Genomic DNA, 23,166 nt, shown 5'->3' with positions numbered 1-23,166 from the left:
ACATACCGTTTTTGCCCTATACCGTGGACTCATCTAATCTTTCTCCAGAATGCGGAAGCGCGTCGTCAATCTTTCGCCGCGCTCATCCACCAGGGTCAACCGATGCTCGCCGACAGCCGGATCGACGGCAATTTGATGAATGCCGCGCGTGACGGCAATAAACTGTTCGTCCAAATGCCAATAGATTGCCGCCTGCGGGTCGCGATGGGCGGCTTCAAACACAGTCCGGCCCCGCGTTCCATCCAATTCGACCGGCACGTACAGTAAACCGGCCGGATCCCGCAGCAGGCTCATAGAGGCGGATCGGCTGCTTGTCAGGCAGTCGGCTCGTAAAGGAGGCAGAGGTTGATAGTCGGGGTGTTTTTGTCGATAAAACCACTCCATGGCCGGCGGCAAAATAAACCAGGGGCGTGCCGTCATTTTCAAGGGAATTTCGCATTCCGGATTAACCCGTAAGCCGTTGGAATCGCAATGAATCAGCGTGCAGAACGGGCATGGGGGCGACTGTTTGGCGGAGACAGGGGCCATGATTTCCCGCGTTTCTGCGCAATACATGCCGGCGCAAAAGCCGCTTGCCGCGCAAATACGGATCGGCTGTAAACCCTGTTTCGGCGGCACAAATGGTCGAGAGGCAGGCAGCAATCGAAAAAGGTCAAAAAGAATAGACGCCGCAGCTCCTATACCGGTCAATTCGGGGCGACCCTCGCCGTCGGCGTTGCCGACCCAAACACCGATGACATAGTCGGGCGTCACGCCGATCGCCCATGCATCACGGTAGCCGAAGCTGGTGCCGGTCTTCCACGCCGCCTCCGGCGAGGAAGAAAACAATTCCCAATTTCTTTCTTCACCGGGTCGCGTGACTTCACGCATGGCCTTCAGGGTAGTCCAGCAAACAGCCGGCGACAGCGGAGCATTTCCTCTTACCTTTGTCTTTTTTATCAACCGCAGAGGAAAGAATTCAGCCGGATGAGCTTGACCGGCACATCGGGCCAGCCCGGCATAGATGCCGGTCAAATCCCATAGTGTTCCTTCGGCGCCGCCGAGGATGAGCGAAAGTCCATAGTCGTTCGGCTGTCGAAACAGTGTCGTCATGCCGAGGCTTTTGAGCAAATGATAAAAGCGATCGACGCCGTAGCGATGCAGCATGCGTACGGCGGGGACGTTTAGCGAGCGGGCGATCGCCTGATCGGCCGGTACGGCGCCTTCAAAAGTCCTCGAGGCGTTTTGCGGCGCAAAGCTGCCCATTCGGGTGGGGATGTCCGGCACCAAAGCAGAAGGGGCCATTTCACCGGCTTCGAGCAAGGCGGCATAAAGCAGCGGTTTGAGCAGGCTGCCGGTGCTGCGCGGCGAGCGAATGATGTCGACTGCGGGACTGCCGTCAATTTCGTTAAACGTCACGTTGCCGACATAAGCCGGCACGTCGCCGGAATCGACTGCGGCGATTACGGCTGCGGCGTTATAGATTCCCAGTGCGGAAAGACGGCGCAAATGACGTTCGAGAACTTCCTGGGTTCGGCGCTGTAAAATGCCGTCCAGGGTGGTGTACACGCTGCCGCCTGTTTGACGAAAAAGTGAGGCGACGTGCGGGGCCGACATCGGCAAGGGGTTCGGTTTTTCAGGCAGCGGTTCCTGCTGCGCCAATCGACAGGTAAGCGAATCGATGACGCCGCGGCGCAGCAGAACGGTCAGCAGGCGGTCCCGTTTTGCCTTCAGCGCTTCGCGGTTCCGGCCTGGATGCATCAAAGAAGGATTATTGGGCAGAACAGCCAGAAGCGCCGCCTCTGCCCATGAGAGCTGCTCCGGCGAATGCCCGAACCATCGCCATGCCGCCGCTTCGAGGCCGACGACATTGCCGCCGAAGGGTGCGTGCGAGGCATAAAGGGCGAGAATCTGCTGTTTGCTCAAAGACGCTTCGAGCCGCAGTGCCAGTATTGCCTCGACGAATTTGCGCCGCCACGTCCTAGGACCCGGCCGCGACAGTCGAACCGCCTGCATGGTCAGGGTTCCCGCGCCGCTGACGATGCGTCGATTTCTCAAATTATCGCGCATAGCCCGCACCACGGCGATGGGATCGATGCCGAAATGGGCGTAAAAACGGCGGTCCTCGTAAGCGATGATTGCGGCGGCGCATTTGGGCGGCACACGCCGGATTTCAGCAAAGCGCCACTGACCGTCGGCGGCGACACCTGCCGCCAGCAGTTCGCCGCGGCGGTCATAGATCGCCGTCGAATAAGGCTTTTCGAAGCGCGGCAGAGGAATCGCCCAGAAGCAAAGAATTAGAAAAACCATTACAGCGGCGACGCAAACAAGGCCGCGGCGACGAAAGAAAGCGCTATTTTTCCGAAGACTCAACAAGGACCCACTCTCCCGCGGTTCGCGCGTAAACCGACGGATCGTACATAGCCTCGACGGAGATCGGCGGCAGATAAAAGCGTCCCAAATAGGCAGCCGTCAAGCGTACCGTCAGCGTTTTACTTTCTCCCTTTTTCAGGGAAAAGTAGGTATAAATACGATCGTCGCGAATATCCTGATAATCGAACCATTGCGGCGTCGCATCATCGAAAAGCCGCTCGTTATGGATTTCCCAACCCGAGGGCATCAGGTGCGTTAAAGCTAAATAGCCATAGTCACGCAGTCCGGTATTCGTGATCACGAGCTGCGCTAAAAAGTCGCGACCTTGTCGCAGCCGATCGGGCTGCAGATATTGACCTTGCGCGGTCAAATAGCGGACCGAAAGGTCAAGTCCGTTAGCAGCAGCCTCTTCTTGACCGAGCTCCGGCGTACCTTCGAGCAGCACTCTCGCATAAAGCGGCGAGGCGCCGGTATTGACGGCCTGCAGATCGATCGAGCGTCCTGCAAGCGACTGTTCGTAGCGGAGGAGCGGTTTTTCTCCCTGCAGTTTGATGACGCGGCCGTCAATCGTCAGCGTGCATTTGATCACCGAAGCGCTCTTTTCCTGCAGTCCCGCAAATTCGGCCACGGCGCTTAATGCCGAGGATGACGCATAGGTGCTGTGCCACTCTTCGCTGCTCAAAGCGGCGGCAATCTCTTCCGCCAGAGCCGAGGCCTTGGATTGGTCGCGCAGCAACGTCGCGGTTTGCAGCATCAGAGCTTTATGATAGAGCTCGGAGCCGAACGGATGTCCCGATTCCCGATAGTATGGAATTCGAGATGGCGTCTGGATCAGCTGCCTGGCCGCCTCCTGCTGTCCCGCCAACAGGTATGCTGCGGCTAAACGCCATTTGCTGGTCGACGTCAGATCGCTCAGTTCTTTCAACCGATTCATGGAAGCCAAATCAGCTCGGCCTGCCGCGGCAAGCGTATACAGTCGATCGGCTTGTACGAGGAGCGAAGCCTCGTCGACCGGTTTCCAGGCCCGCGCTGTTTTCTGCTGAAAGGCGAGCGCGTCCTCCAGCATTTGACCCGAAGGCGTGTAACCAAGTTTTTGCGCCGCGAGCAGAAAAGCCGTAACGTAATTGGTGCAGGCTTCATCGGCGTGATCCTGTCCGGGCCAAAAGGCAAAGCCGCCGCCAGCAGTCTGAAATGCGGCCAGTTTCCTTAATGCCGCGCGAATGTTCCCGTCGATTTCTTTGAGCTGCGCCTCCGAAAGGTCCAGCAGACGGTTAAGATAAAGTTGCGGGAAAACGGCCGAAGTGATCTGCTCGACGCAGCCGTGCGGATAGCGCATCAAGTAGCCGAGTCGCCGACTGAGATCGAGCGGCGGAATGTGCGACAACTCGACAACCAGCTGGTTGGTTCCCTCTTTGCCCGGAAGCCGGAGCTCGGGAGACCAGCGCGCCTGCGGTTGGAGAAACGAAGAAGCGGCAATCGTTGCGGGCTGCATGGGATTGCGTACCGGCAGCTGAATGGTCTCATGCGCGGTTTTGCCGCCGCCTTCGGCTTCGAGCGCCAGTCTCGCGACGCCGGGCACCTCTCCGGCACCGACGCTGAAGACCACGGTCTGTTCGCCGGGTTTGCGGAATTCGATCGTCCGCATAGGTTCGCCGATGATTTTGGCCGCGCCCTCAACGCGCATTTTCACCTGAACCTGCTTGATTTCCGGATCATCAACAAACACCGTAACCGGTACGCCGGCTTCCTCCTGCACGCTCAATCCCCGCGGCGGTGCGGAAATCAAGGTCAGCGATTTGCGCACCGTGACGCGTTTTTCCGTTGCGCCGAAAGCACGACCCGATCCGGCGACGACCATGATGCGCGCCGCTCCGACATACATCGGCAGCGTAAGCGTGTGGGTTCGGATTTCCCCTTTTTTCAAGCGGAAAGGACCTTCGAAAAGCACCAACGGCGGGAATCGGTTTGCCTGGTAGCCGCCCTCGATTTCCACGGTCTCGCCGCCGCCGATGCCGAGAAGCCGTTCCAGCCTGCCGCCGTAAGCTCCGATCACCCAGTCATAAAGGTCCCACGTTTTCACGGCGAGACCCGTCCGGCCGTAAAAGTACTGCCAGGGATCGGGCGTGGTAAAGCGCGTCAGATCGAGAAGGCCTTGATCGACAAGCGCCAAGGTGTAGGTCATGGCGCGGCCTTCCGCTTCGCGGATTTCCAGCTTTACCGATGTTTCAGGCTCAATTTCGTCGCTGCAGTCAATGATCGGTTTGAGCCGAGTCTGCGGATCGACTACAGAAATAGGGATGACGCCGTAGAGGCGAATCGGCAGGTCGTTAGCGGTCTGCAGATGCGGCTGCAGGAGGCTGACCGAAGCATAGACCGTCGGCGCCATACTGGGCGTCACCTTGAAGCGGTATTTAAAGCGGTCGCTTTTCGGTTCAAACCACTCGGCATGCAGTATTTTATCACCGCATTCCAAAGTAACAAGGCCGCGGCCTACGGGAGAAGTCGGTATCGTCAAGGTCGCCTTTTCCCCGATTTGATAGGAGGTTTTATCGGACGTAAACACCAGCATGGCGGCGCCTTCGCTGCCGTCTGCCCGGCTTCGTCCGATCCATTCCGGCTGATCGAAATAAAGGACGCGCCCGGCAGTGTGTCCTCCATCCAAGTCGCGGACGCGCAAAAGGTAACGTCCCCACTCTTCCTCAGGCACGCGAATTTCGAAACTAGTGCGGCCGCCGCTGAGCGAAAAAGTGCCGAGCGGAATCGTTTTATAGGAAGGGGCGGCGACAAAATCGGCCGCATCCTCCCCGCCCTTTTCCCACCACCAGCGCCAGCGGATTTTCAGCAGCGTCGCTTCCACCAGCCCCTCGCCTTTGGGGCGGCCGTCGGGAGACACACGCACGACGTCGATGCGGTGCGATTTGCCTACAGCCAGGATCGGCATCAGGCTGTCGGCCGGAGCGGCAATTCCAACATAATGTTGGTAACGGTGCATCGGCACGACGCGACGAAGCGAGCTAAAGGCGCCGCCCGGTTCGAAAATGCGCATATCGAAAACGGCGGCCAATTTACCCGGGCATTGGAGGTCATCGCGTAAGCGCAGCGGAAATTCGGCGCGGCCTTCTTCATCCAGACGGCCGTCGAAGAGCTGCACCGTTTCCGGGGTAAAGGGAGCAGCAGGATTATCAAAAGTATAAGAGGGAAATGCTGAAAAGCGAGTCGGCTGCGGCGTCAGGCGCAGTTCGACTTTGGCCTTGAGTCCGGAGGCCTTGGCGCCGAAAAGCCACCGTGCAGAAAGCCGCAAAAATGTAGGTTCGAAGCCGAGCGCCTCCCGGTCGCCGAAATCGAGCTGCGCCTCCAGACGATTGGGCACTATGGTCTCGATTTTGAGCGTCTTTTGGAAAACGGCGCCGCCGATCGTGCATCGTGCGGTCCAGTTGCCGGTCGGGGCGTCGGGACTCGTGGCGAGCTTGAAGCTGTAAAAACCGTCCACGGATTTTTGCGCGGCGGAGGCAACGAGACGGCCTCTGGGGTCGATCAACTCCAAGATTGCAGGATGTTCTTCAGGCGGACGGCCCTCCGGCCAAAGGATGAGCGTGACATAGATTGGATCGCCCGGCCGCCGGACGCCGCGCTCCGTATAAAAAAAGCCGCGCATGCCCTTGACCGGCCGCTCGCCGCCGATGTCGAATCGGCTGAGAGAAAGCGCCGATCCGTCGTTGAGTTTGAGATAGGAAATCTGTCCCTTGTGCTCGCCGATCAACAGAAACGGTTTGCGCGGGCAAGGAATAAGCGCCAGTCCCTCGTCGTTCGTCGTTGCGGAAGCAATAACGCCCCGCTGATAGTTCAATACCGTCAGCTTGACGCCCCGCAGCGGAACCGTGCTTTTGAGGTCGGCAGCCGCGACCCACAGCGTATCGCCGCCCATTTTGGCGAGCAACCCGATGTCGGAAATGAGCACGTTTTGCGCAACGGTTACGTCGTGATCCCAAAAGGGATAATAGTAAGCGGGATGGCAGGGATCGAAGCGCCGAGAATAAAATTCGCCCCAATCAAAATCGCCGAATTCTTCATAGTTCCATCTTTCTTCGTCATCCCAATCGGCGAGGGATTCGTCGAGCTTTTCACTTTTCGCCGCTTCCGCGCAGGGATAGATGATCTGCGGCCTGCGAAAAGATAATGTCAGCCGATACAAGCCGGTAGGTGCGTTTTTAATCAGCGGCGTCAAGTCCAGCCCGTAACGCCGGTTGCCCGCGTCTTCCGGCGTCGTCAGATCGACGCGTTTCTTCCACACCTCGCGGCCGACGCGGCGCAATTCCTGCTCGCCGCCCAAATCGTTGACCTGCAAAAATTGCGGCACGTTTTCCGTTGGAATGCGCACGGCCGTCACCAAAATAGAAGACAGGTTGACAGCCTCGATCGGCAAAGTGGCCCCCTGCGTTGTCGGCAGGATGACGCCTTTGCCGAGAAAACGAACCGAGGGTTTTCGTTCCGCAAAGATCACTGTGCGTACGGTCTTCCGCTCGAGTCGTTTACCTTCGGCACTGGCAAAGGCGGGATGGACTGTGACGGTGTGCTCGCCGACTGTAAACGGCTCCTCGCCATAGATCCGCAGCACATTGCGATCGGCGGAAAAGCGCAGATTATCCGAGCCGTCCACTTGAACCAGGCCGGTAAAATTTCTACTTTGCAGCGCTTGAGAAAAACGCAGTTCAATAAATTCTCCCTCTTCCTGTACGGCGCGCGCCGAAATGAGCTCGAAAACGCTCTTGGCCGGCACCGGAATCTCTAAGGTGCCGCGCCCTTCGATGCCGGCCGTTTTGCCGTCCCAGCTGATGAAGAGAGTTCCCGGCCTCTCCGAACGCGGAACCTCGACGATGCGGAAGCGGAAAGCGCGGCGATCCTCTCCTTCGCGCTGCAGCGGCAATTCTTTGTTTCCCAGTCGCGCCTTGAGGAGCGATAGAGGATCATCGATATCGGCGATCTCGGACAAGCTGACGCGGCCTTCGAACTGCAGCCGATCACCCTCGATGATGAAACCCTCCGGCTGCACCTCCATAGCCGGGACGATGGTGCTGAAGCGAAAAGAAAAAGCCGCATCGCCCAAATCGACATCCGAAAGCCTGCGCGGATCGAATTCGGCCTGGTAGGTTACGCCTGCGGCTAGCCGACCTCTGGGCCGAAATTCGATCGTCCGGCGGTCGGCCCAATAAGCTTCCCCCGGCAGTTTGGGCGAAAAAGTAAAAGGGCTGGGCTGGATGAGCGTATTCACACGATTGCTGTCGACGAGGTCGATGACAAAAACCACGCGAATGGTCGATGTGCGTCCGATGAAACCCGAGGTGTAGGCTTCAACCAAAGGATGAGTGCTCAAGGCGGCAGAAGCTTTGCCGCGTACAGATGATTGCTCTTTACCGCAGCTCAATAAAAGAGCGACCGATAAAGCGATGAGAATCTTTTTCATGCCTGCACCTCCAGGTTATATTCCCCGTTTTCCCCAAATAAAAAAGGCTCCGCAAGCGGAGCCCGACTCGTCTTCAGCTCAACTTTTTAGGAATCAGCAGATTTTTCAAGCGAACATAAGCCGGCAGACCGTTGACATACGGCGGATAGTCCTCGCCCTCGATGAGCGGCAAGGCGTAGCGTCGAAACGCATCGGTGATGTGAAAACCGTCTTCGCGGATGAACTCATCCGGCACCGGCTTTTCTTTGTTGGCGATGTTGGCAATGTCGGTTTCGCCGATATGCCATTTGTAGGGATTGTCGCTGTCGCGCACGATGATCGGCATAAAGCCGTTTTTCCCCTCGGCGGCCAGCTCGACTGCTTTTCTGCCGCAGGCAATCGCCTGCTCGACATCGGTCTTGGAAGCGATATGGCGGCCCGATCGCTGGCAGTAATCGAGGATGGCGGTGTGTACTTTGAGTTTCAGTTTGTTCATAATCATCTTGGATATTTCGAGGGCGGCGCCGCCCAACTGCGCATGGCCGAATGCATCGCGCAGGCCGGAATCGGCAAGGAACGTACCGTCGGGACGACGCACGCCTTCGGAAACCGCGACAACACAAAAGCCGATCTTGGCGACCGTCTCTTCGACCTTGCTCAAGAACAGATCTTCATTAAAAATGCGCTCCGGGAAAAGGATGATGTGCGGACCGTCTTTTTCCGTAACCGCCGCCAAACCGGTCGCACCGACAATCCACCCTGCATGGCGTCCCATGGATTCCATCACGAACACCTTGGTCGAGTCGCGATGCATGGACTCGACGTCGAGAGAGCCTTCACGAATCGACACGGCGTTGTATTTCGCAACGGAACCGTACCCCGGACAGTTGTCCGTTTCCGGCAGGTCATTATCGACGGTTTTGGGAACGCCGATTGCGATGACCTCATAGCCCAACTCTTTGGAGACGCGGCTCACTTTGTAGGCGGTGTCCATCGAATCGTTGCCGCCGTTGTAGAAGAAATAACGGATGTTGTGAGCTTTAAAGACTTGAATCAGGCGCTCGAACTGTTCGCGATGTTTCTGCAGGTCGCCCAGCTTACGACGGCAGGAACCAAAAGCCGCGGAGGGCGTATAGCGCAGGCCTTCAATTGCCTCGGGCGCTTCCTGTTTGATGTCGATCAGATTTTCTTCCAAAATGCCGTTGATGCCGTAGAGTCCCGCGTAGATATTTTCGATAAAACCGCTTTGCTGAGCAGCCTTGATGACGCCGTAGGCTGAAGCATTGATGACGCTGGTCACGCCGCCGGATTGGGCATAGACTGCATTTCCTTTAACAGCCATCTAAATCCTCCTGTTGAGATTATTTTCGCCTTATAAAAGTAATGTAACCAAAAAATGCTTGGGAATCAATTTTAAAATTGGCTTTAATTCATTTTTCGGAAGGCGGCAGGCGGAACAAATAGCCGGCGCCGCGGACGCTGAGGATAATCTGAGGCTGTTTGGGGTTGTCTTCTAAAAGTCGGCGCAGTCTTACAATAAAATTGTCGACCGTGCGCGTATCGACATCCGGCGGCAGCTGCCAGACGTTCTGCAGCAGCTCCTTCCGAGGGATGATGCGGTCGGGATGATCGTACAGATACTTTAACATTGCAGCTTCCTGGGGCGTCAGCCGATGCTGCTGTTCCCCCCTGCTGCAGGTTAGAGTTTTGAGATCGATCAGAGCTTGGCCGATGCAAAGGACCGGCATTTCTTCAGCCGGATCATTATACCACGATTTGCGGCGCAGCATGCCCTCCACGCGCAGCAGCAGCTCTTCCAGATGAAACGGCTTGGTGATATAGTCATCGGCACCGACACTCAAGCCGCGAAGGCGGTCGTCGGCTGCACCGCGCGCCGTGAGCATGAGGATCGGCACCTGCGGCGCCATCACCCGCAGTCGTTCCGCCACCTGAAAGCCGTCCAGATACGGCAGCATAATGTCGAGGATCACCAGGTCAAACGGCTCTGCGGCAAATTTCTCCAGGGCTTCAAGCCCGTCTGCCGCGCGCGTCACCACATACCCTTCAGCCTTTAAATTGTACTCCAAACCGATTGCCAACGGTTCCTCGTCTTCAACGATCAAGATACGGCTGCCTTTATAGGGACTGGCGCACATGGGAACTCTCCTTGGCACGCTTTTTCTTCGACCAATGCAGCAGGCTGTGCAGGCGGGGAGTCTTGCGCTCCCGATAAATCGGCAATTCGACGCAAAACGTGCTGCCTTTGCCGAAGCCTTCGCTAAAGGCGGTAATCCTGCCGCCGTGCTGCCGAATGATTTCTTTGGCCCAATAAAGACCTAAACCGGTACCTTTTACGTTCGGCATCCGATGATCTAAAACGCGGTAGAATTTCTGAAAGATCCGTTTTAATTCCTTTGTCGGTATACCGATGCCGTTGTCGCGTACGATCAAACGAGCGGTTCTCTCGTCGCTGGAAAGATCGACCGTCACTAGTTCGGACGGCTGCGAATATTTTATTGCGTTGTCGATCAGATTGCTCAAAACAATTTGCAGCGCATTCTCGTCTACCACGACCTCAACAGGAGCAGTTCCCTTTAAAACAATAGCCTCTTGTCCAACCTTGAATTGTGCTCTCACTTCATCCATTAGCCGGCAGACGAGCTCATCAAAGCGATAACGCCGGTACTCGAACAGATCCCGCTTTTGCTCCAGCATCGACACCTTGAGGATCGAGTTGATGAGATTTTTTAGGCGCAGAGCGTCCTGAAGCATAAGATCGATGAATTCATCGCGGCGCTGCTTCGGTACCGGACGCAGTTTGAGCGTTTCCAAATACAACTGGATGGAGGCCAACGGCGATTTGAGCTCGTGGGTTATGTTGGCAATGAACGTGTCGTACATTTCGTTCAGTCGAAGCTGAGTGCTGAGATTCTTGAAAATGATCGATAGCGCCACGGTTACCGCGACGTAAAGGAGGCACCCGCCGATGAGGACGATAATGCCGGAACCCTCACCTCTCTCAAAAGTCGGCATGCCTTCGGCAAGCGGGACCGAACCGCGCAAATAGAAAAACCGATAGATAAACAGCACCAACAGCAGAAAGGAGGTTATCTGCGCCAGGACAAAAAGAACGATCGAAGTCGTTCTGAGGTGCTTATTCTGCATTACTGCTCCATCGGTTCATGTCAAACCAGCCGCCGCATAACCAAAATAAAAAGATTTTTCATTTCCGGAAACGTCAAATTCAGCCTTTACCGTACTTTTACACGCTTTTCAATTTCCAATGCTTATATTGGTCAGAACCATTGAAGGAAATGCAGATGAAAATACTTTTTGTCAATCCCAAAACTCCCGATACCTTTTGGAGCTTTTCCCACGCCGTCAAGTTCATCTCCAAGCGCGCCTCGGACATTCCCCTCGGTCTGGTGACGGTTGCCGCCATGCTGCCGGAAAGCTGGACAAAACGCCTTATTGATCTCAACGTTTCGCCGCTTCGAGATAAAGATCTGCTTTGGGCGGACTATGTTTTTCTCGGCGGCATGAATGCGCAAAAAGAGTCCTTTATGCAAATTGTGCGGCGCTGTAATCGGCTGGGGGTCAAGGTCGTTGCCGGCGGTCCGCTGGTGACGATGGAGCACGAATCGATCCTGGGCGTCGATCATTTCATCCTGAATGAAGCGGAAGCCACGTTGCCGCTTTTCCTCGAAGACTTGCAGGGAACGCCGAAAGCCGTTTACACTTCTGCGGAATTTCCCGACCTCGACCGCACGCCGATTCCGCAATACGAGCTGTTGAAAATGAACCGTTACGCTGAAATGGCAGTGCAGTACTCCCGCGGCTGCCCTTTTGATTGCGAGTTCTGCAGCATTACCGTTTTGAACGGCCGCAAGCCGCGCTGCAAATCGACCCAACAATTTCTGGAGGAACTGCAGCGGCTTTATGACCTCAATTGGCGCGGCGCTGTTTTCATTGTCGACGACAATTTTATCGGCAATAAGAAACGGCTCAAGGAAGATCTGCTGGGGTCGCTCATCCGCTGGTCGCGCGACCGCCGCTATCCATTTCAATTCACAACCGAAGCGTCCATCAACCTGGCGGACGACGATGAGCTGATCGAATTGATGGTGCAGGCGGGGTTCCGCCACACCTTTATCGGCATCGAAACGCCCGACGAGGAAAGCTTGGCCGAATGCGGAAAAGTGCAGAATCGTCGCCGTGACCTCCTCGATTCCGTCAGGAAGCTGCAGCAGTGCGGATTAATCGTCTCCGGAGGCTTTATCGTCGGCTTTGACCACGATCCGCCGTCAATTTTCAGCCGACAAATCGAATTCATCCAAAGAAGCGGCATCGTTACGGCGATGGTCGGCCTGCTCAGCGCGCCGACCGGCAGCCGCTTGTTCCAGCGGCTAAAGCAGGAAAACCGTCTGCTAAGCGTCATGTCCGGCGACAACATGGACGGCTCAACCAATTTCATACCCAAAATGAACTATGCGGAGCTTTTACGCGGGTATCGAAACATATTGGAGAGCATCTATTCCCCTAAAGCGTATTACGCGCGGATCAAAACCTTTCTAAAAACTTACAGACCACCGGCGAATCATACGGTACGCCTGACATGGAACGATGTGGCGGCATTTCTAAGATCGATTTGGAAAATCGGCATTCTGGACAAAGGCCGCAGGCATTATTGGAGTCTGCTGACCTACAGCCTTTTTCGCCGACCCAAGACATTCCCCACGGCGGTGACGCTGGCCATCTACGGCTTTCATTTTCGTCGAGTGGTACAGGCCATATAGCGAGGCTCAGCCGAGCGCAACGTCAAGAATCATCATCACCGCAAAACCGACCATGACGCCCACGGTGGCAATGTCGTTGTTCTGCTCGGCCTGAGATTCGGGAATCAGCTCTTCCACCACGACATAGATCATAGCACCGGCGGCAAAGGCCAAGGCATAAGGCAGCACGGCGCGCATTGAACTCACTGCAAAGGCGCCGAGAACGCCGGCTAGCGGCTCCACCAGACCGGAAAGCTGTCCGTACCAAAAACAGCGAAAGCGCGACAATCCTTCACGCCGGAGGGGAACGGAAACCGCTGCGCCTTCGGGAAAATTCTGGATTCCGATGCCGACGGCAAGGGCGGCAGCCCCGGCGAGAGAAGCGGCCGGAATGCCCGCCGCTGCGGCGCCGAACGCCACGCCCACCGCCAATCCTTCAGGGAGATTGTGCAGCGTAATCGCCAAGATCAACAAAACGCTGCGCCGCCAAGTGGTGTGAAGGCCCTCGACTTCGGCTTTCGGCGTGTTCATGTGCAGATGCGGCAGCAGTGCATCCAAAAGGCGCAAAAAAACGCCGCCGAGAAGAAAGCCGACGGCCGCCGGCATCCAGGGGCGCGAGCCGCTTTCCTTGGCCAACTCGATAGCCGGCGACAGGAGCGACCAAAAGCTGGCGGCAATCATGACGCCTGCCGCAAAACCGAGCATGCCGTCCAATAGTTTACGATTAATGGCTTTAAAAAAGAAAACTACGGCAGCGCCGGCGGCAGTCATCAGATAAGTAAAACCGGTGGCAATCAAGGCCTGCAGTACCGGCGCCAAATCAACTAAACGCTCCAAACTCATCTTTGCCTCGACTGTTCCTCCATGCGGTTCGGAATCACCCGCCATTCATCCGGCGTCCCTACAAGGTGAAAAGTGCGATCCGAGCCGTCCCAAGCAAAACGGGCATCGTAACCCCAGGCATCATCAGGCGCAACGAAAAATTGAAACAGGACCTGATAATTCTGCTCTCCTTCCGGCTCGACCTTGCAGGTCAAAATCGGCACACCGTATGCGTTTGCCTCTACATAGGCATCGCAGGCTGCCGGCGAAAGGCTCAGAACCAGTCCGCAAGACCGATTGTACTCCAACGCACGATCTTCGGGCTGTTCTACAATGACCAGTTGATGAGATGGAAAATTTTCCAAGACGCTTTCGACCAATAACTTGTGCAGCTGTTCGACGGAAGTCAATTCTTCCACCGGTGCCGCCAACGGATTGGGGTCATAACCGTCGGCCATGCCGTCACCGTCCGTATCCATGTCGTTTGGATCGGTCCACAATATTTCCTCGGCAAGGTCGGTTAAGCCGTCGGCGTCTGCATCTCCGTATAAAATATGCTTGAAAATTGTGTATCCATGAACGGTCGTGTCGATGGAACTTCGGAAGTAACGCCGACTCTGATCCCATTCAAAGGGTTCGAACCAATCTGCTTCGATCGAGCCGGCCGTAACGCGGATTTTATAATTGCGGCTCGGAAGAATCGGAATGCCGGTATATAACGGCCTGCTCCAATTTTTCATGTCATGCGAGTAGGAAGTCCAAAGTTCGTCGAAGCCAAAATAATTTGAGATAAAGAAAGACCAGTAGATCTTGGTCGCGTCGCGAATGACAAGTTTTCGGGGCAATGAAGCGGTTTTGGAAAGTTCCTCCACTGTTGTTCTCGGCAGAGCTGTCGGTTTTTTAGCGGCAAAGCCTAGTGAGGCTGAAAGGCAAAACGCCGCCAACAACATCATGCGGAATCGGATCATTTTCAAACCCTCGCTTTACATTTTGCTGTCTCCAGCCTGCCGGTCGCGCTTTTACCAAAGCCTAACGCCTAGCATAAGCGGGCTTTATAAAAAGCCCGCCGTTTCGCTCATCAACCCTTCAAGGCTTGAAAATTTTTATAGCATCGTTCAATTGCAACCAGCGGCGGATAGATTTCTTTTTCTTCTTCGATAATGTACCATTCAGTGCCGCCTTGGGTTTCGCAAAATGTAAACACGTCCTTCCACGGAATGTCGCCTTCGCCGAGAACAGCGTTGGGATTGCTTTGGGAAAACTCTTTCAAGTGGATAGTGACGGCGCGTTTCGGGTATTTGATGAGCGTCTGATAGGCATCGGCACCGCCGCTTGCCGCATTGCCGGTATCCAACTGCAGAATGACGTCCTCACGCGTATGGGCTGCAAAGACATCCCAAGGCAGCTCGCCGTCCAAATTTTGAAACTCGAAATGATGGTTATGATAGCCGATTCGCATGCCGTGCGGCTTGGCCTTCTCGGCAAGCTCATTGAAAAACGCTGCCAGCTCCTTCCATTGATCGATCGTTTTGCGTCTTTCTTCAGGCAACCACGGGCAGATGAGATACTTGTTTCCCAGCTCATGATTGAATGCGACGGTCGCTTCGAAATTTTCCGGCTGAAGGGCATCGAAGGGAGTGTGGGATCCGCAGCACTTGAGGCCGTTTGCGTCGAGGAGCGCCTTCAATTCCTTAGCGGAATAGTTGTAAAAGCCTGCAAATTCGACGCCCTGATAGCCGATTTTGGCTACCGCCTCCAAAGTGGCGGGTAAATTCTGTTCACATTCTTTACGCACGGAATAGAGCTGAACGCCCAAGGGAATCGCTGCCGAACGGGTGCTCTCCTTTTTTTGGCATCCCAATAAGGCGGTCGCCGCAATTACGGCTCCGCTTTCTTTCAAAAAAGTACGTCTCGTTTGTTGCTTCATGAATCGTTCTCCTCTGCAAAAGGTTTTCCCCCGCCGTACTGCATAGTACAAAAATTTTTCATATCTGACAACTTTTTTGCAGTCTGATGATCCGTTTCGTAATAAAACATCCTGTCATATGGTGCAACAAAACAAGACATACCAATTTCAGTATAAATGCCGCCTACGGACGAGGGACACAAGTTTTGATTTGGCGATAATTTAAAAGAAAACAAAGTTTCCACGCCGATTTGAGAATGTCTTTTCGGATGCCCGAAACCTGATTGGAAAACTGAAGGCCTAATCTTTGCACAGGATAAAGCCGTTCATTGGCTTTACTGTAAAAAAGTTGATATTTTTGGAGTGAACATGCCTATATACCATCGTTTCATCGTTCCCTTGGTTTTAGCATTGTCTCTGTCTGCCGCGGCTCAACAGCATACTCGGCTGCTTTATCATGTGCCTCTGACCAGTAATGCGCCGAACGCCATCGGTCAGATCACCTCCTACGGCGGAGAGTTTACCTCTCAGGGTTGGCGAGCCACGTCCGGAAGCGGGCAGCTGCGCATCGACTGCGCCGCCGCTCTGCCGGCTGAAGGTACGATGGAAGTGACGATGCGGGGCATGATGCCGACCATCAGCAACGAGTGGATTCTTTTTGCGCTTCATTCCCGCAGCGCCGGAAATTTTGACGAAGTAGACCCTTCTCCCGCCTCATATGCCTTTTTAAAGACTGAACCCAAATATGCCTCTCTCAATCGCGACTTTAAATTTGTATCCGCCGCCTTTTATGGAGCCAATCCGGCTACCGAGCGAAAAACCAGCGAGATTGCCAAACGAACTTGGGATCGAAATCGAGATTACAAGTTCTCGATTGTTTGGAATCGATCCACCATCAGGGTGCTTTTGGATGGGCAAGTCTTAACTGAACATGCCTTTTCTTTAGCGGCCAGATTGAAACCTTTGCTTATATCTTTTTAGGCCGCGACAACTATTACAAAACCACCATGACGGGGGTTACCTATAAGGATTTAAAGATATTCGTTCCCGATACCAATTTTCCATTTACCAATATCGCTGTTCCATCGGCAGAAATGGCAGAACGGCAAATCGGCGGACAAGGCGTTATCGTAGCCGATTTGGATGCGAACAATGCCGAAGATCTATATATCTCTCGATTTATGGGGGCCGGTATCGAGACGCCGAACCTATTGTATATGCAGACGAGCGGGGCATTTAAAGAAGAAAGTTCATCCCGCGGACTGGCCGATGCCGGTTATTCATACCAGAGTCTGTCGGCAGATTTTGACAGAGACGGCGATGTAGATGTTTTTGTCGTCAATTTTCACCGTACCCCCGATTATCCCAAACTGCCCAATAAGCTTTATTTAAATAACGGCAACGGCACTTTTGTCGATGCTTCCAATCGTCTCTCGGGAGATACGGCAGCCGACTGCAACGGCGGAACGGTCATTGACATTGATCGCGACGGAGATTACGATATCGTCGTAGTTTGCCAAGCGGCTCAGCACAAGGTCTATGTTAACGACGGCCGCGGCAATTTTGTCTTACAAACGCGGGGATTAGAAAACTTTCGTTCCTCGGCTTTTAAATATCAGGCGGTTGCAGCCGGAGATCTCGACGGCGACGGTTTTACCGATCTGGCCTTGGTGCATGAAACCGGCGTGCAAATTGTCAAAAACAACGGCAGCGGCACCTTTGTGAACGGCGCCGCCCTTTCATTTACCGGCGTCGGCAGCTCGGCTACTTTAGCCGATTGGGACAACGATGGTGATTTGGATCTCTTTGTTGCCAATCGTACATCCGGTCGAGTTGAGGTGTATCGGAACGACGGAAACTTTAATTTCAACAATATTTCAGCTCAGTGGTCGGTGCCGATCAACGCCATGGGCGTGCAATTGGGAGATTGGAACAATGACGGCAAACTCGATCTTTTTGCCGTTGCAGTCAATGGAACCGGTAAGTTGTATATCAATGACGGCACACGATTTATCGAACGAACCGGAACAGGAGTCGAGTACAACTTTGCCGACGGCCGCGGGATAGGGCTTTTGGATATCAATGATGACGGTCGCCTGGACATCTACGCGGTAAGCCGCGGCGGTCAGGCTACCGATGCCAAAACCGGAGAAAAAAAGAATTACGGCCGCAGCTATCTACTCCGCAATGACATCCAAAGCGGCAAGAATTATCTCAAGGTGAAAGTGGCGGACAATTCCGGCAATGCTGCGGGAATCGGGGCCAAGATCTATGTCTACCGAAGCGGTGCGTACGGCGTTTCTTCCGGGTTGTTGGGTTACCGTGAAATTCTGCCGGTAAGCGGTTATAAAAGTCAGTCCTCTTTGGTTCAGCATTTTGGTTTGGACCAAGAAACGCGCGTCGACGTCAAAGTCATTCTGCCTGACGGTTCGGAACGCAGATATACCGGCGTTCCTGCAAACCAGACGCTTGTCATTACCCCGCGCCGTATCGATGCGGCCAGGTTGGTTCGCGACATCAATTTTTCACAAAGAGCGGTCGTCGGCCAGCCTTATGAGCTCGTCTATCGGGTGCTGACCACAGACGATCAGCCCGTGGCGGGGCACCCGGTGACTTTTACGATTTTGTCGGGAAACGGTTCGCTTTCGCCGACATCTTCGGTCACCTCGCAGCAGGTTTTAAGCGAGAGCGACGGAAGAGCGCGCATTCAGTGGATTCTCGGTCCGATCGCCGGTCCTGCGGGCGTCAATCAAATTCGAGCCGCGTCGGAATTCAACGGCGCACCGTTGGTCGGTTCACCGGATGTTTACGAGCTGACGGCAAACCCGGACGTTCCGGCCGTGTTGGCTAAATCTGGAGGTGATGCGCAAAGCGGCTTTATCAATGAACCTTTACCGACACCGCTTCGCGTCCGCGTCACCGATCGATTCGGCAACCCCGTCGGCGGTCATGCGGTTCAGTTTACGATTGCCTCAGGCGGCGGTCGGCTGACGACCGGCGGCTCGCTTTCAGCCCAAGTGACCGTGACGAGCGATGCAGAAGGAATTGCTCAAGCTAATTGGATTTTGGGGCCTGCTTTGGGTATTCAGAGTGTCTACGTGACTTCAGAATACGGCGGGACGGCGCTGCTGAACAGTCCCCTGACTTTTACCGCTTCGGCCCAGGAGCCTTTGCGGAGGCTGCTGTATGTCTCCGGTGACCGGCAGACGGCACAGATCAACACCGAGCTGCCGCAACCTCTGCGCGTGCGATTGGTGGATCGAATGAACGCGCCGCTGGCGGGAGAGATTATCCGCTTCAAAGCGATGACTTTTGGGGCCAAGTTCGGCGGCAGTGACTCTGTCAATGTCCTTACAGACAGCCAGGGCTACGCTTCGGCACGCCCGACTTTAGGCACCGCTGCCGGCGACACAATATATGTCTTCGAAGCACACGCGCAAGCCGCTTCCGGCTCACCGGTTATTTTTAAAGCCTCGGCAATTCCGGGTCCTCCTACACGGATCGAATATGTCTCCGGCAACAATCAAACCGGGTCGGCGGGAAAGAGATTGCCGGAGCCGCTTAAAGTCAGATTGTTCGATGTGCTGGACAATCCGGTAAAGAATTACGAGGTCCGTTTTGCCGTAACAGAAGGAGGCGGATCGTTTAACGGTGAGAGCAGCATCGTCGTACTGAGCGATGCTCAGGGATTCGCCCAAGCATATTGGCAGTTAGGTCCGCGGACAGGAAGAAATTCGGCCGTAGCGGCAGCCGTCGGCACCCCCCTTCCGCAAATCAATTTTACCGCCGTCGGCACCACCGGACCTGCCGCGCGATTGGTAAAAAGCGGCGGCGACAATCAAAGAGGCATTGCCGGTCAAGCCCTCAACGAGTACTTTGTCGTCACGGTCACGGACTCTTTTTTCAACCCCATCGCCAACCATCCGGTCACGTTTCGCGTGGTTCAAGGCGGCGGCACGCTGAACGGCAGAACTGAAATTACGGAATACACCAACGCCTTCGGCCAGGCGCAGGCGCTCTATACCATGGGGCCGACCGAATATGAACAACGCGTTGAGGCAACGGCGCTGCGCAGCGGCATTCCTTTGATCGATAGTCCGCAAGTTTTTCGCGCTTTTCTGGCGCCCGGCGACCCTGAAACGCTGCTTTACATCAGCGGCAACAATCAAATCGGCCGCATCAACACTGAACTGCTCGAACCGTTTGTGGTACGGGTTGTGGACCGCAACGGCATCGGCGTCAACAACGTGGAAGTCACTTTTGTCTCCTATACGCCCGGAGCCGGATTTTCAGGTTCACCGTCGGTGAAAAAAATGACCAACGCGGACGGCTATGCTCAGGCGACCGCAACATTGGGTTCCAATTACGGCACGAATAATTATGTATTTGAAGCCGTAGCGCGATTCAACGGCAGAAATCTGCGGAACTCGCCTTTGCAGTTTTTTGCTTCCGGGCGCATCAGCCTTGCTAAAAAAATGCGCAAAGTAAACGGCGAGCAGGTTTACAGCGGTACTGTCGGGCAAGTTTTAGCGGATTCTCTCCAGGTACAGGTTTTGGATGCCGCCGACCGACCGGTGGCGGGGCATCCCGTAATCTTTCAAGTGATATCCGGCAGGGCCTTTTTGGACGGGCAGAGAACGACCCTTGAAACCGTAAGCAACAGCCGCGGCATAGCCGGCATTGCTGTTCGCCTCGACACACGGCCGGGTAATGTGACGATTCGAGCATCCTCCACGGACGGCGTGGATCCTTTGACGCCTGCCTTTCTTGAGTTCAGTATTGAGACTCTGGTAGGGCCACCTGATCCGGAAACATGCTCCATAACGGCCGTTTCAAACGTGGTAGCCGACGGACAAACGGCTTCACCCGTAACCGTGCGCCTGCGCGACCGATACAACAATCCGATTGTCTCTCAGATGGTGACCCTGCAGGCAAGCGGATTGGAAGTCTTTATTTCGCAACCAACTCTGCCGACGGACTCGGAAGGAGTGACGCGAGGTTCCGTTACCTCCATAAACATCGGCAAAGCCGCCATCTACGCTCTGGTCGACCAGCAGCCGATTCTTTCTACGATCATCGAATTCATCGCCGGGCCCCCGGCTCTTGTTTCCGTATTGAATGCCGGCCAATCGCAGGAAAAAGGCAAAACTTTACCCCAACCGGTCGGGGTACTGGTTCAGGATGCGTGGGCACATCCGGTCAAAAATATTCCCGTGCATTTCACCGTACTGCGCGGCGGCGGAAGCATCAAAGAGCCTCAGCCGGTATTGACCGCCGAAGACGGCCGCGCCATGGTAACCTGGACATTGGGAGACACCCTCAGCGATGCGAATAATGAACAAAAGCTGCGCGCCCGCATTCAAGGAATCGAGCAACCTGTCGATATTATTGCCTATGCGTTGCCGCCGGCTGAAGGCCGCGTGCGCATCGTTTCCGGCGACTCCCTGATAGCACTCGTCAATCAACCGATGCCCGCCGCGTTTCGAGTGAAAGTGACGGATCCGTCCGGCAAGCCGATCACCAACTTTCCGGTTGACTTTTCGATCCTGCAAGGTCAGGGTGAATGGCTGACCTCTACGCGGCCGTATACGGATCAGCAAGGCGAGGCGCAGGCGCTCCTTCGTGCCGGAACACAGCAGGGACTCCATCTGATACGGGCAAACGCAGGCAATTACGGCGCCGTTCTCTTTACGGCAATTGTACAGGAGCAGCGTACCATTACTTTGGTCAAGCTCTCGCCGGACGGATTGCAGGTGAGGCCGCAGGTCGAGATCAGTGTGAGCGTCAAAGCGCTCGACGCTTTCAATCGGCCGCTGCAGAATGAATCGATCCAGGTCATGCCGACCCTAGGTCAAGGATACATCAAAGAAACCATGCCGCTGCGCACCGGTTCGGACGGCACGGCCAAGGCTACCTGGGTCGTCGGCCTGAGCGGAACACAGCAAATCGAGTTCAGAGCGCTCAATGCCGTCCACCCGCCGGTCACCTATACGATCATTGTCGTCAATTCGGCGCCGACCTTTAGTCCCCCGCTGCAGCGCAACCGCACGGTAGAAGCCGGCAACCTGCTGCAGTTCCAGATCAAGGCAGTCGATCCCGACGGCGACCAAGTTTTTTACAGCGTGCGCAATTTGCCGCAGGGCGCCCAATTCGACGCGGAAACAACCCAAACTTTCCGCTGGACACCGACCAACGCGGACGCCGGAGATCATCTGGTTACTTTTAGGATCAGCGACCCCTACCACGCCGCCGACAGCACGGTGGTACGCATTTCAGTTGTCGCCCGAAACAGCGCTCCGCAGATTCTCGGCTTTTCACCGGCAGACACCCTGCTGATTCTGCCCTTCAACACGCCGCTGAGCTTTGAAGTGCAGGCCGTTGATCCGGACAACGATCCGCTCTCCTACGCCTGGATGGTCTCGACACCGCGAGAAGAGCTGTTTGCCGGCGACCAGCCCGAATTGCCGGTGATCATCTTTTCCAAACAGGCATTTCCAGATTCCTTTGCCGTGGTTCGCGTCATCGTTTCGGACGGCTCGGAACAGGTGAGCAAGAGCTGGCGCATTCATCTGAGCAAGCTGGCGGCCGTCGAATTGGAATCCTTTACCGCCTCGGTCAAAGAAGGTCGGGTAGAACTTGTATGGCGCACCAAGTCGGTCAAGAACCTGCTCGGCTTTACGATTCAGCGCGGCCGCAGCAAAGAAGGGCCCTTTACGCCGATCAATACTTCTCTCATCATCCCGCGGACTGACGGAGTCTACAGCTTTATCGACGAACGAGTGCAGGCAGGTGAACGATGGTACTACCAGCTGCTCGAGCACGAGACCACGGGAACCATCACTGAACTCGGTTTGGTGGAAGCAATCATTGAACTGCCGAAAGAATTTGCCCTGCGTCAAAACTATCCCAATCCTTTTAATCCGACCACGACGATTCAATTCGAATTACCCGCCGCGCGGCCGGTTAAACTGGCCGTATATAGCCTCACCGGCAAAATCATTCGGATTCTTGCGGAAGGTGAATACCCGGCCGGCATCCATACGGTCGTTTGGGATGCCCGCGACGAATCGGGTCAGCCGGTGCCTACGGGCATTTACTACTGCCGTATTACGGCCGGCGAGTTTTCGCAAATCCGCAAAATGACGCTGCTCAAATAATCCCACCGCCTCCCCATGAGGACATGGGGAGGCGGTTATTAAAAATCGCTTCGCGTTTTGTGCGGAAATTGCTATAATGAAGGCAATAAAGGCGGGAAAAATACATGCTGCGCGATCTCTTCATTGCCATGCGTCCGAGGCAATGGAGCAAAAATATTTTATTATTTGCAGGACTGCTGTTCGCCCGGGATATTTTTACCTATAAAACTTTCCGGTCCTTATCGGCGTTTGCGATCTTTTGCCTCATCTCTTCCGCTGTTTATCTCATCAATGATGTTTTAGACCGTCATCAAGACGCTCTTCACCCTTCCAAGCGGATGCGGCCGATCGCCTCGGGTCGGCTGTCGCCGAACATTGCGCTCTTTAGTGCCTTTTTTTTCATGCTCGTCTGCCTGCCGACCGCTTTTAGGCTGGATTTTCGCTTCGGACTGGCGGCATCGGCTTATGTGATCATGTCTATTTTTTATTCTCTTGGACTAAAAAATGTCATTATTCTGGATGTAATGATTATTGCCGTCGGATTTGTACTGCGTGCAATTGCCGGAACTTGGGTAATCCACGAGCCGGTATCTTCCTGGCTGATCATCTGTACCAGCTTTTTAGCGCTCTTTATTGCTTTAGGAAAGCGGCGGGCAGAGTTTATTGCTTTGGGCAGTGAGGGCGGCAGCATACGAACTACCCTCCGCCTGTATGACGAACCTTTCCTCGACAAAA

The 23,166-nt window shown here is 55.0% G+C and carries 12 protein-coding genes; 4 read left to right on the top strand and 8 right to left on the bottom strand.

All coding sequences use genetic code 11. The features are described from left to right. Positions 1–33: 33 nt before the first annotated feature. From pbpC to ONB24_02040, 5 genes are all read right to left on the bottom strand, one after another. Positions 34–2,289 carry a penicillin-binding protein 1C gene (pbpC, locus tag ONB24_02060; GenBank protein MDZ7314886.1) on the bottom strand — a complete coding sequence of 752 codons (2,256 nt, stop codon included), beginning with the start codon at positions 2,287–2,289 and terminating at the stop codon, positions 34–36. Between the two features lie 43 nt (positions 2,290–2,332). Beyond that, the gene (locus ONB24_02055; GenBank protein MDZ7314885.1) at positions 2,333–7,813 is read right to left on the bottom strand and encodes an MG2 domain-containing protein; all 5,481 of its coding nucleotides are present in this window, start codon (positions 7,811–7,813) and stop codon (positions 2,333–2,335) included. A 73-nt stretch (positions 7,814–7,886) separates the two neighbouring features. Further along, complete coding sequence (locus tag ONB24_02050) at positions 7,887–9,134, bottom strand: 6-phosphofructokinase (protein MDZ7314884.1); 1,248 nt, start codon at positions 9,132–9,134, stop codon at positions 7,887–7,889. A gap of 88 nt (positions 9,135–9,222) precedes the next feature. After that, positions 9,223–9,948, bottom strand: coding sequence for a response regulator transcription factor (locus ONB24_02045; GenBank protein ID MDZ7314883.1), 726 nt, complete (start codon positions 9,946–9,948; stop codon positions 9,223–9,225). After that, a complete protein-coding gene (locus tag ONB24_02040) occupies positions 9,929–10,957 on the bottom strand; it encodes a HAMP domain-containing histidine kinase (GenBank protein ID MDZ7314882.1) in 1,029 nt (342 codons plus the stop codon). Before ONB24_02040 ends, ONB24_02045 begins: the two co-directional genes overlap by 20 nt. A gap of 155 nt (positions 10,958–11,112) precedes the next feature. On the opposite strand from ONB24_02040, the gene ONB24_02035 reads away from it, so the two are divergent. Beyond that, on the top strand, positions 11,113–12,588 hold the full coding sequence (locus tag ONB24_02035) for a B12-binding domain-containing radical SAM protein (GenBank protein ID MDZ7314881.1): 1,476 nt from the start codon (positions 11,113–11,115) through the stop codon (positions 12,586–12,588). A 6-nt stretch (positions 12,589–12,594) separates the two neighbouring features. Here ONB24_02035 and ONB24_02030 read toward each other — a convergent pair whose 3' ends face one another. From ONB24_02030 to ONB24_02020, 3 genes are all read right to left on the bottom strand, one after another. Next, on the bottom strand, positions 12,595–13,410 hold the full coding sequence (locus ONB24_02030; GenBank protein ID MDZ7314880.1) for a ZIP family metal transporter: 816 nt from the start codon (positions 13,408–13,410) through the stop codon (positions 12,595–12,597). Continuing rightward, on the bottom strand, positions 13,407–14,357 hold the full coding sequence (locus tag ONB24_02025) for a hypothetical protein (GenBank protein MDZ7314879.1): 951 nt from the start codon (positions 14,355–14,357) through the stop codon (positions 13,407–13,409). The genes ONB24_02030 and ONB24_02025 overlap by 4 nt, the downstream gene beginning before the upstream one ends. Before the next feature lie 110 nt (positions 14,358–14,467). Continuing rightward, complete coding sequence (locus ONB24_02020) at positions 14,468–15,316, bottom strand: TIM barrel protein (GenBank protein ID MDZ7314878.1); 849 nt, start codon at positions 15,314–15,316, stop codon at positions 14,468–14,470. 348 nt (positions 15,317–15,664) lie between these two features. Between ONB24_02020 and ONB24_02015 the strand changes: the two genes are divergently transcribed. From ONB24_02015 to ONB24_02005, 3 genes are all read left to right on the top strand, one after another. Further along, positions 15,665–16,276 (top strand): hypothetical protein, encoded by a 612-nt coding sequence (locus ONB24_02015; protein ID MDZ7314877.1) that lies wholly within the window; start codon positions 15,665–15,667, stop codon positions 16,274–16,276. A gap of 26 nt (positions 16,277–16,302) precedes the next feature. Continuing rightward, positions 16,303–22,452 (top strand): Ig-like domain-containing protein, encoded by a 6,150-nt coding sequence (locus ONB24_02010; protein MDZ7314876.1) that lies wholly within the window; start codon positions 16,303–16,305, stop codon positions 22,450–22,452. A gap of 104 nt (positions 22,453–22,556) precedes the next feature. Beyond that, on the top strand, positions 22,557–23,166 hold a 610-nt coding region (locus ONB24_02005), incomplete at its 3' end, for a UbiA family prenyltransferase (GenBank protein MDZ7314875.1).

This window comes from candidate division KSB1 bacterium (assembly GCA_034505495.1).
Taxonomy (GTDB): domain Bacteria; phylum Zhuqueibacterota; class Zhuqueibacteria; order Residuimicrobiales; family Krinioviventaceae; genus Fontimicrobium_A.
This window is presented reverse-complemented; position numbering and strand designations above follow the sequence as displayed.

What these genes read in the sequence shown, in the direction of transcription:
- pbpC (MDZ7314886.1), bottom strand. Translation starts at nt 2,289, where the DNA reads ATGGTTTTTCTAATTCTTTGCTTCTGGGCGATTCCTCTGCCGCGCTTC.
- ONB24_02055 (MDZ7314885.1), bottom strand. Translation starts at nt 7,813, where the DNA reads ATGAAAAAGATTCTCATCGCTTTATCGGTCGCTCTTTTATTGAGCTGC.
- ONB24_02050 (MDZ7314884.1), bottom strand. Translation starts at nt 9,134, where the DNA reads ATGGCTGTTAAAGGAAATGCAGTCTATGCCCAATCCGGCGGCGTGACC.
- ONB24_02045 (MDZ7314883.1), bottom strand. Translation starts at nt 9,948, where the DNA reads ATGTGCGCCAGTCCCTATAAAGGCAGCCGTATCTTGATCGTTGAAGAC.
- ONB24_02040 (MDZ7314882.1), bottom strand. Translation starts at nt 10,957, where the DNA reads ATGCAGAATAAGCACCTCAGAACGACTTCGATCGTTCTTTTTGTCCTG.
- ONB24_02035 (MDZ7314881.1), top strand. Translation starts at nt 11,113, where the DNA reads ATGAAAATACTTTTTGTCAATCCCAAAACTCCCGATACCTTTTGGAGC.
- ONB24_02030 (MDZ7314880.1), bottom strand. Translation starts at nt 13,410, where the DNA reads ATGAGTTTGGAGCGTTTAGTTGATTTGGCGCCGGTACTGCAGGCCTTG.
- ONB24_02025 (MDZ7314879.1), bottom strand. Translation starts at nt 14,357, where the DNA reads ATGATCCGATTCCGCATGATGTTGTTGGCGGCGTTTTGCCTTTCAGCC.
- ONB24_02020 (MDZ7314878.1), bottom strand. Translation starts at nt 15,316, where the DNA reads ATGAAGCAACAAACGAGACGTACTTTTTTGAAAGAAAGCGGAGCCGTA.
- ONB24_02015 (MDZ7314877.1), top strand. Translation starts at nt 15,665, where the DNA reads ATGCCTATATACCATCGTTTCATCGTTCCCTTGGTTTTAGCATTGTCT.
- ONB24_02010 (MDZ7314876.1), top strand. Translation starts at nt 16,303, where the DNA reads ATGACGGGGGTTACCTATAAGGATTTAAAGATATTCGTTCCCGATACC.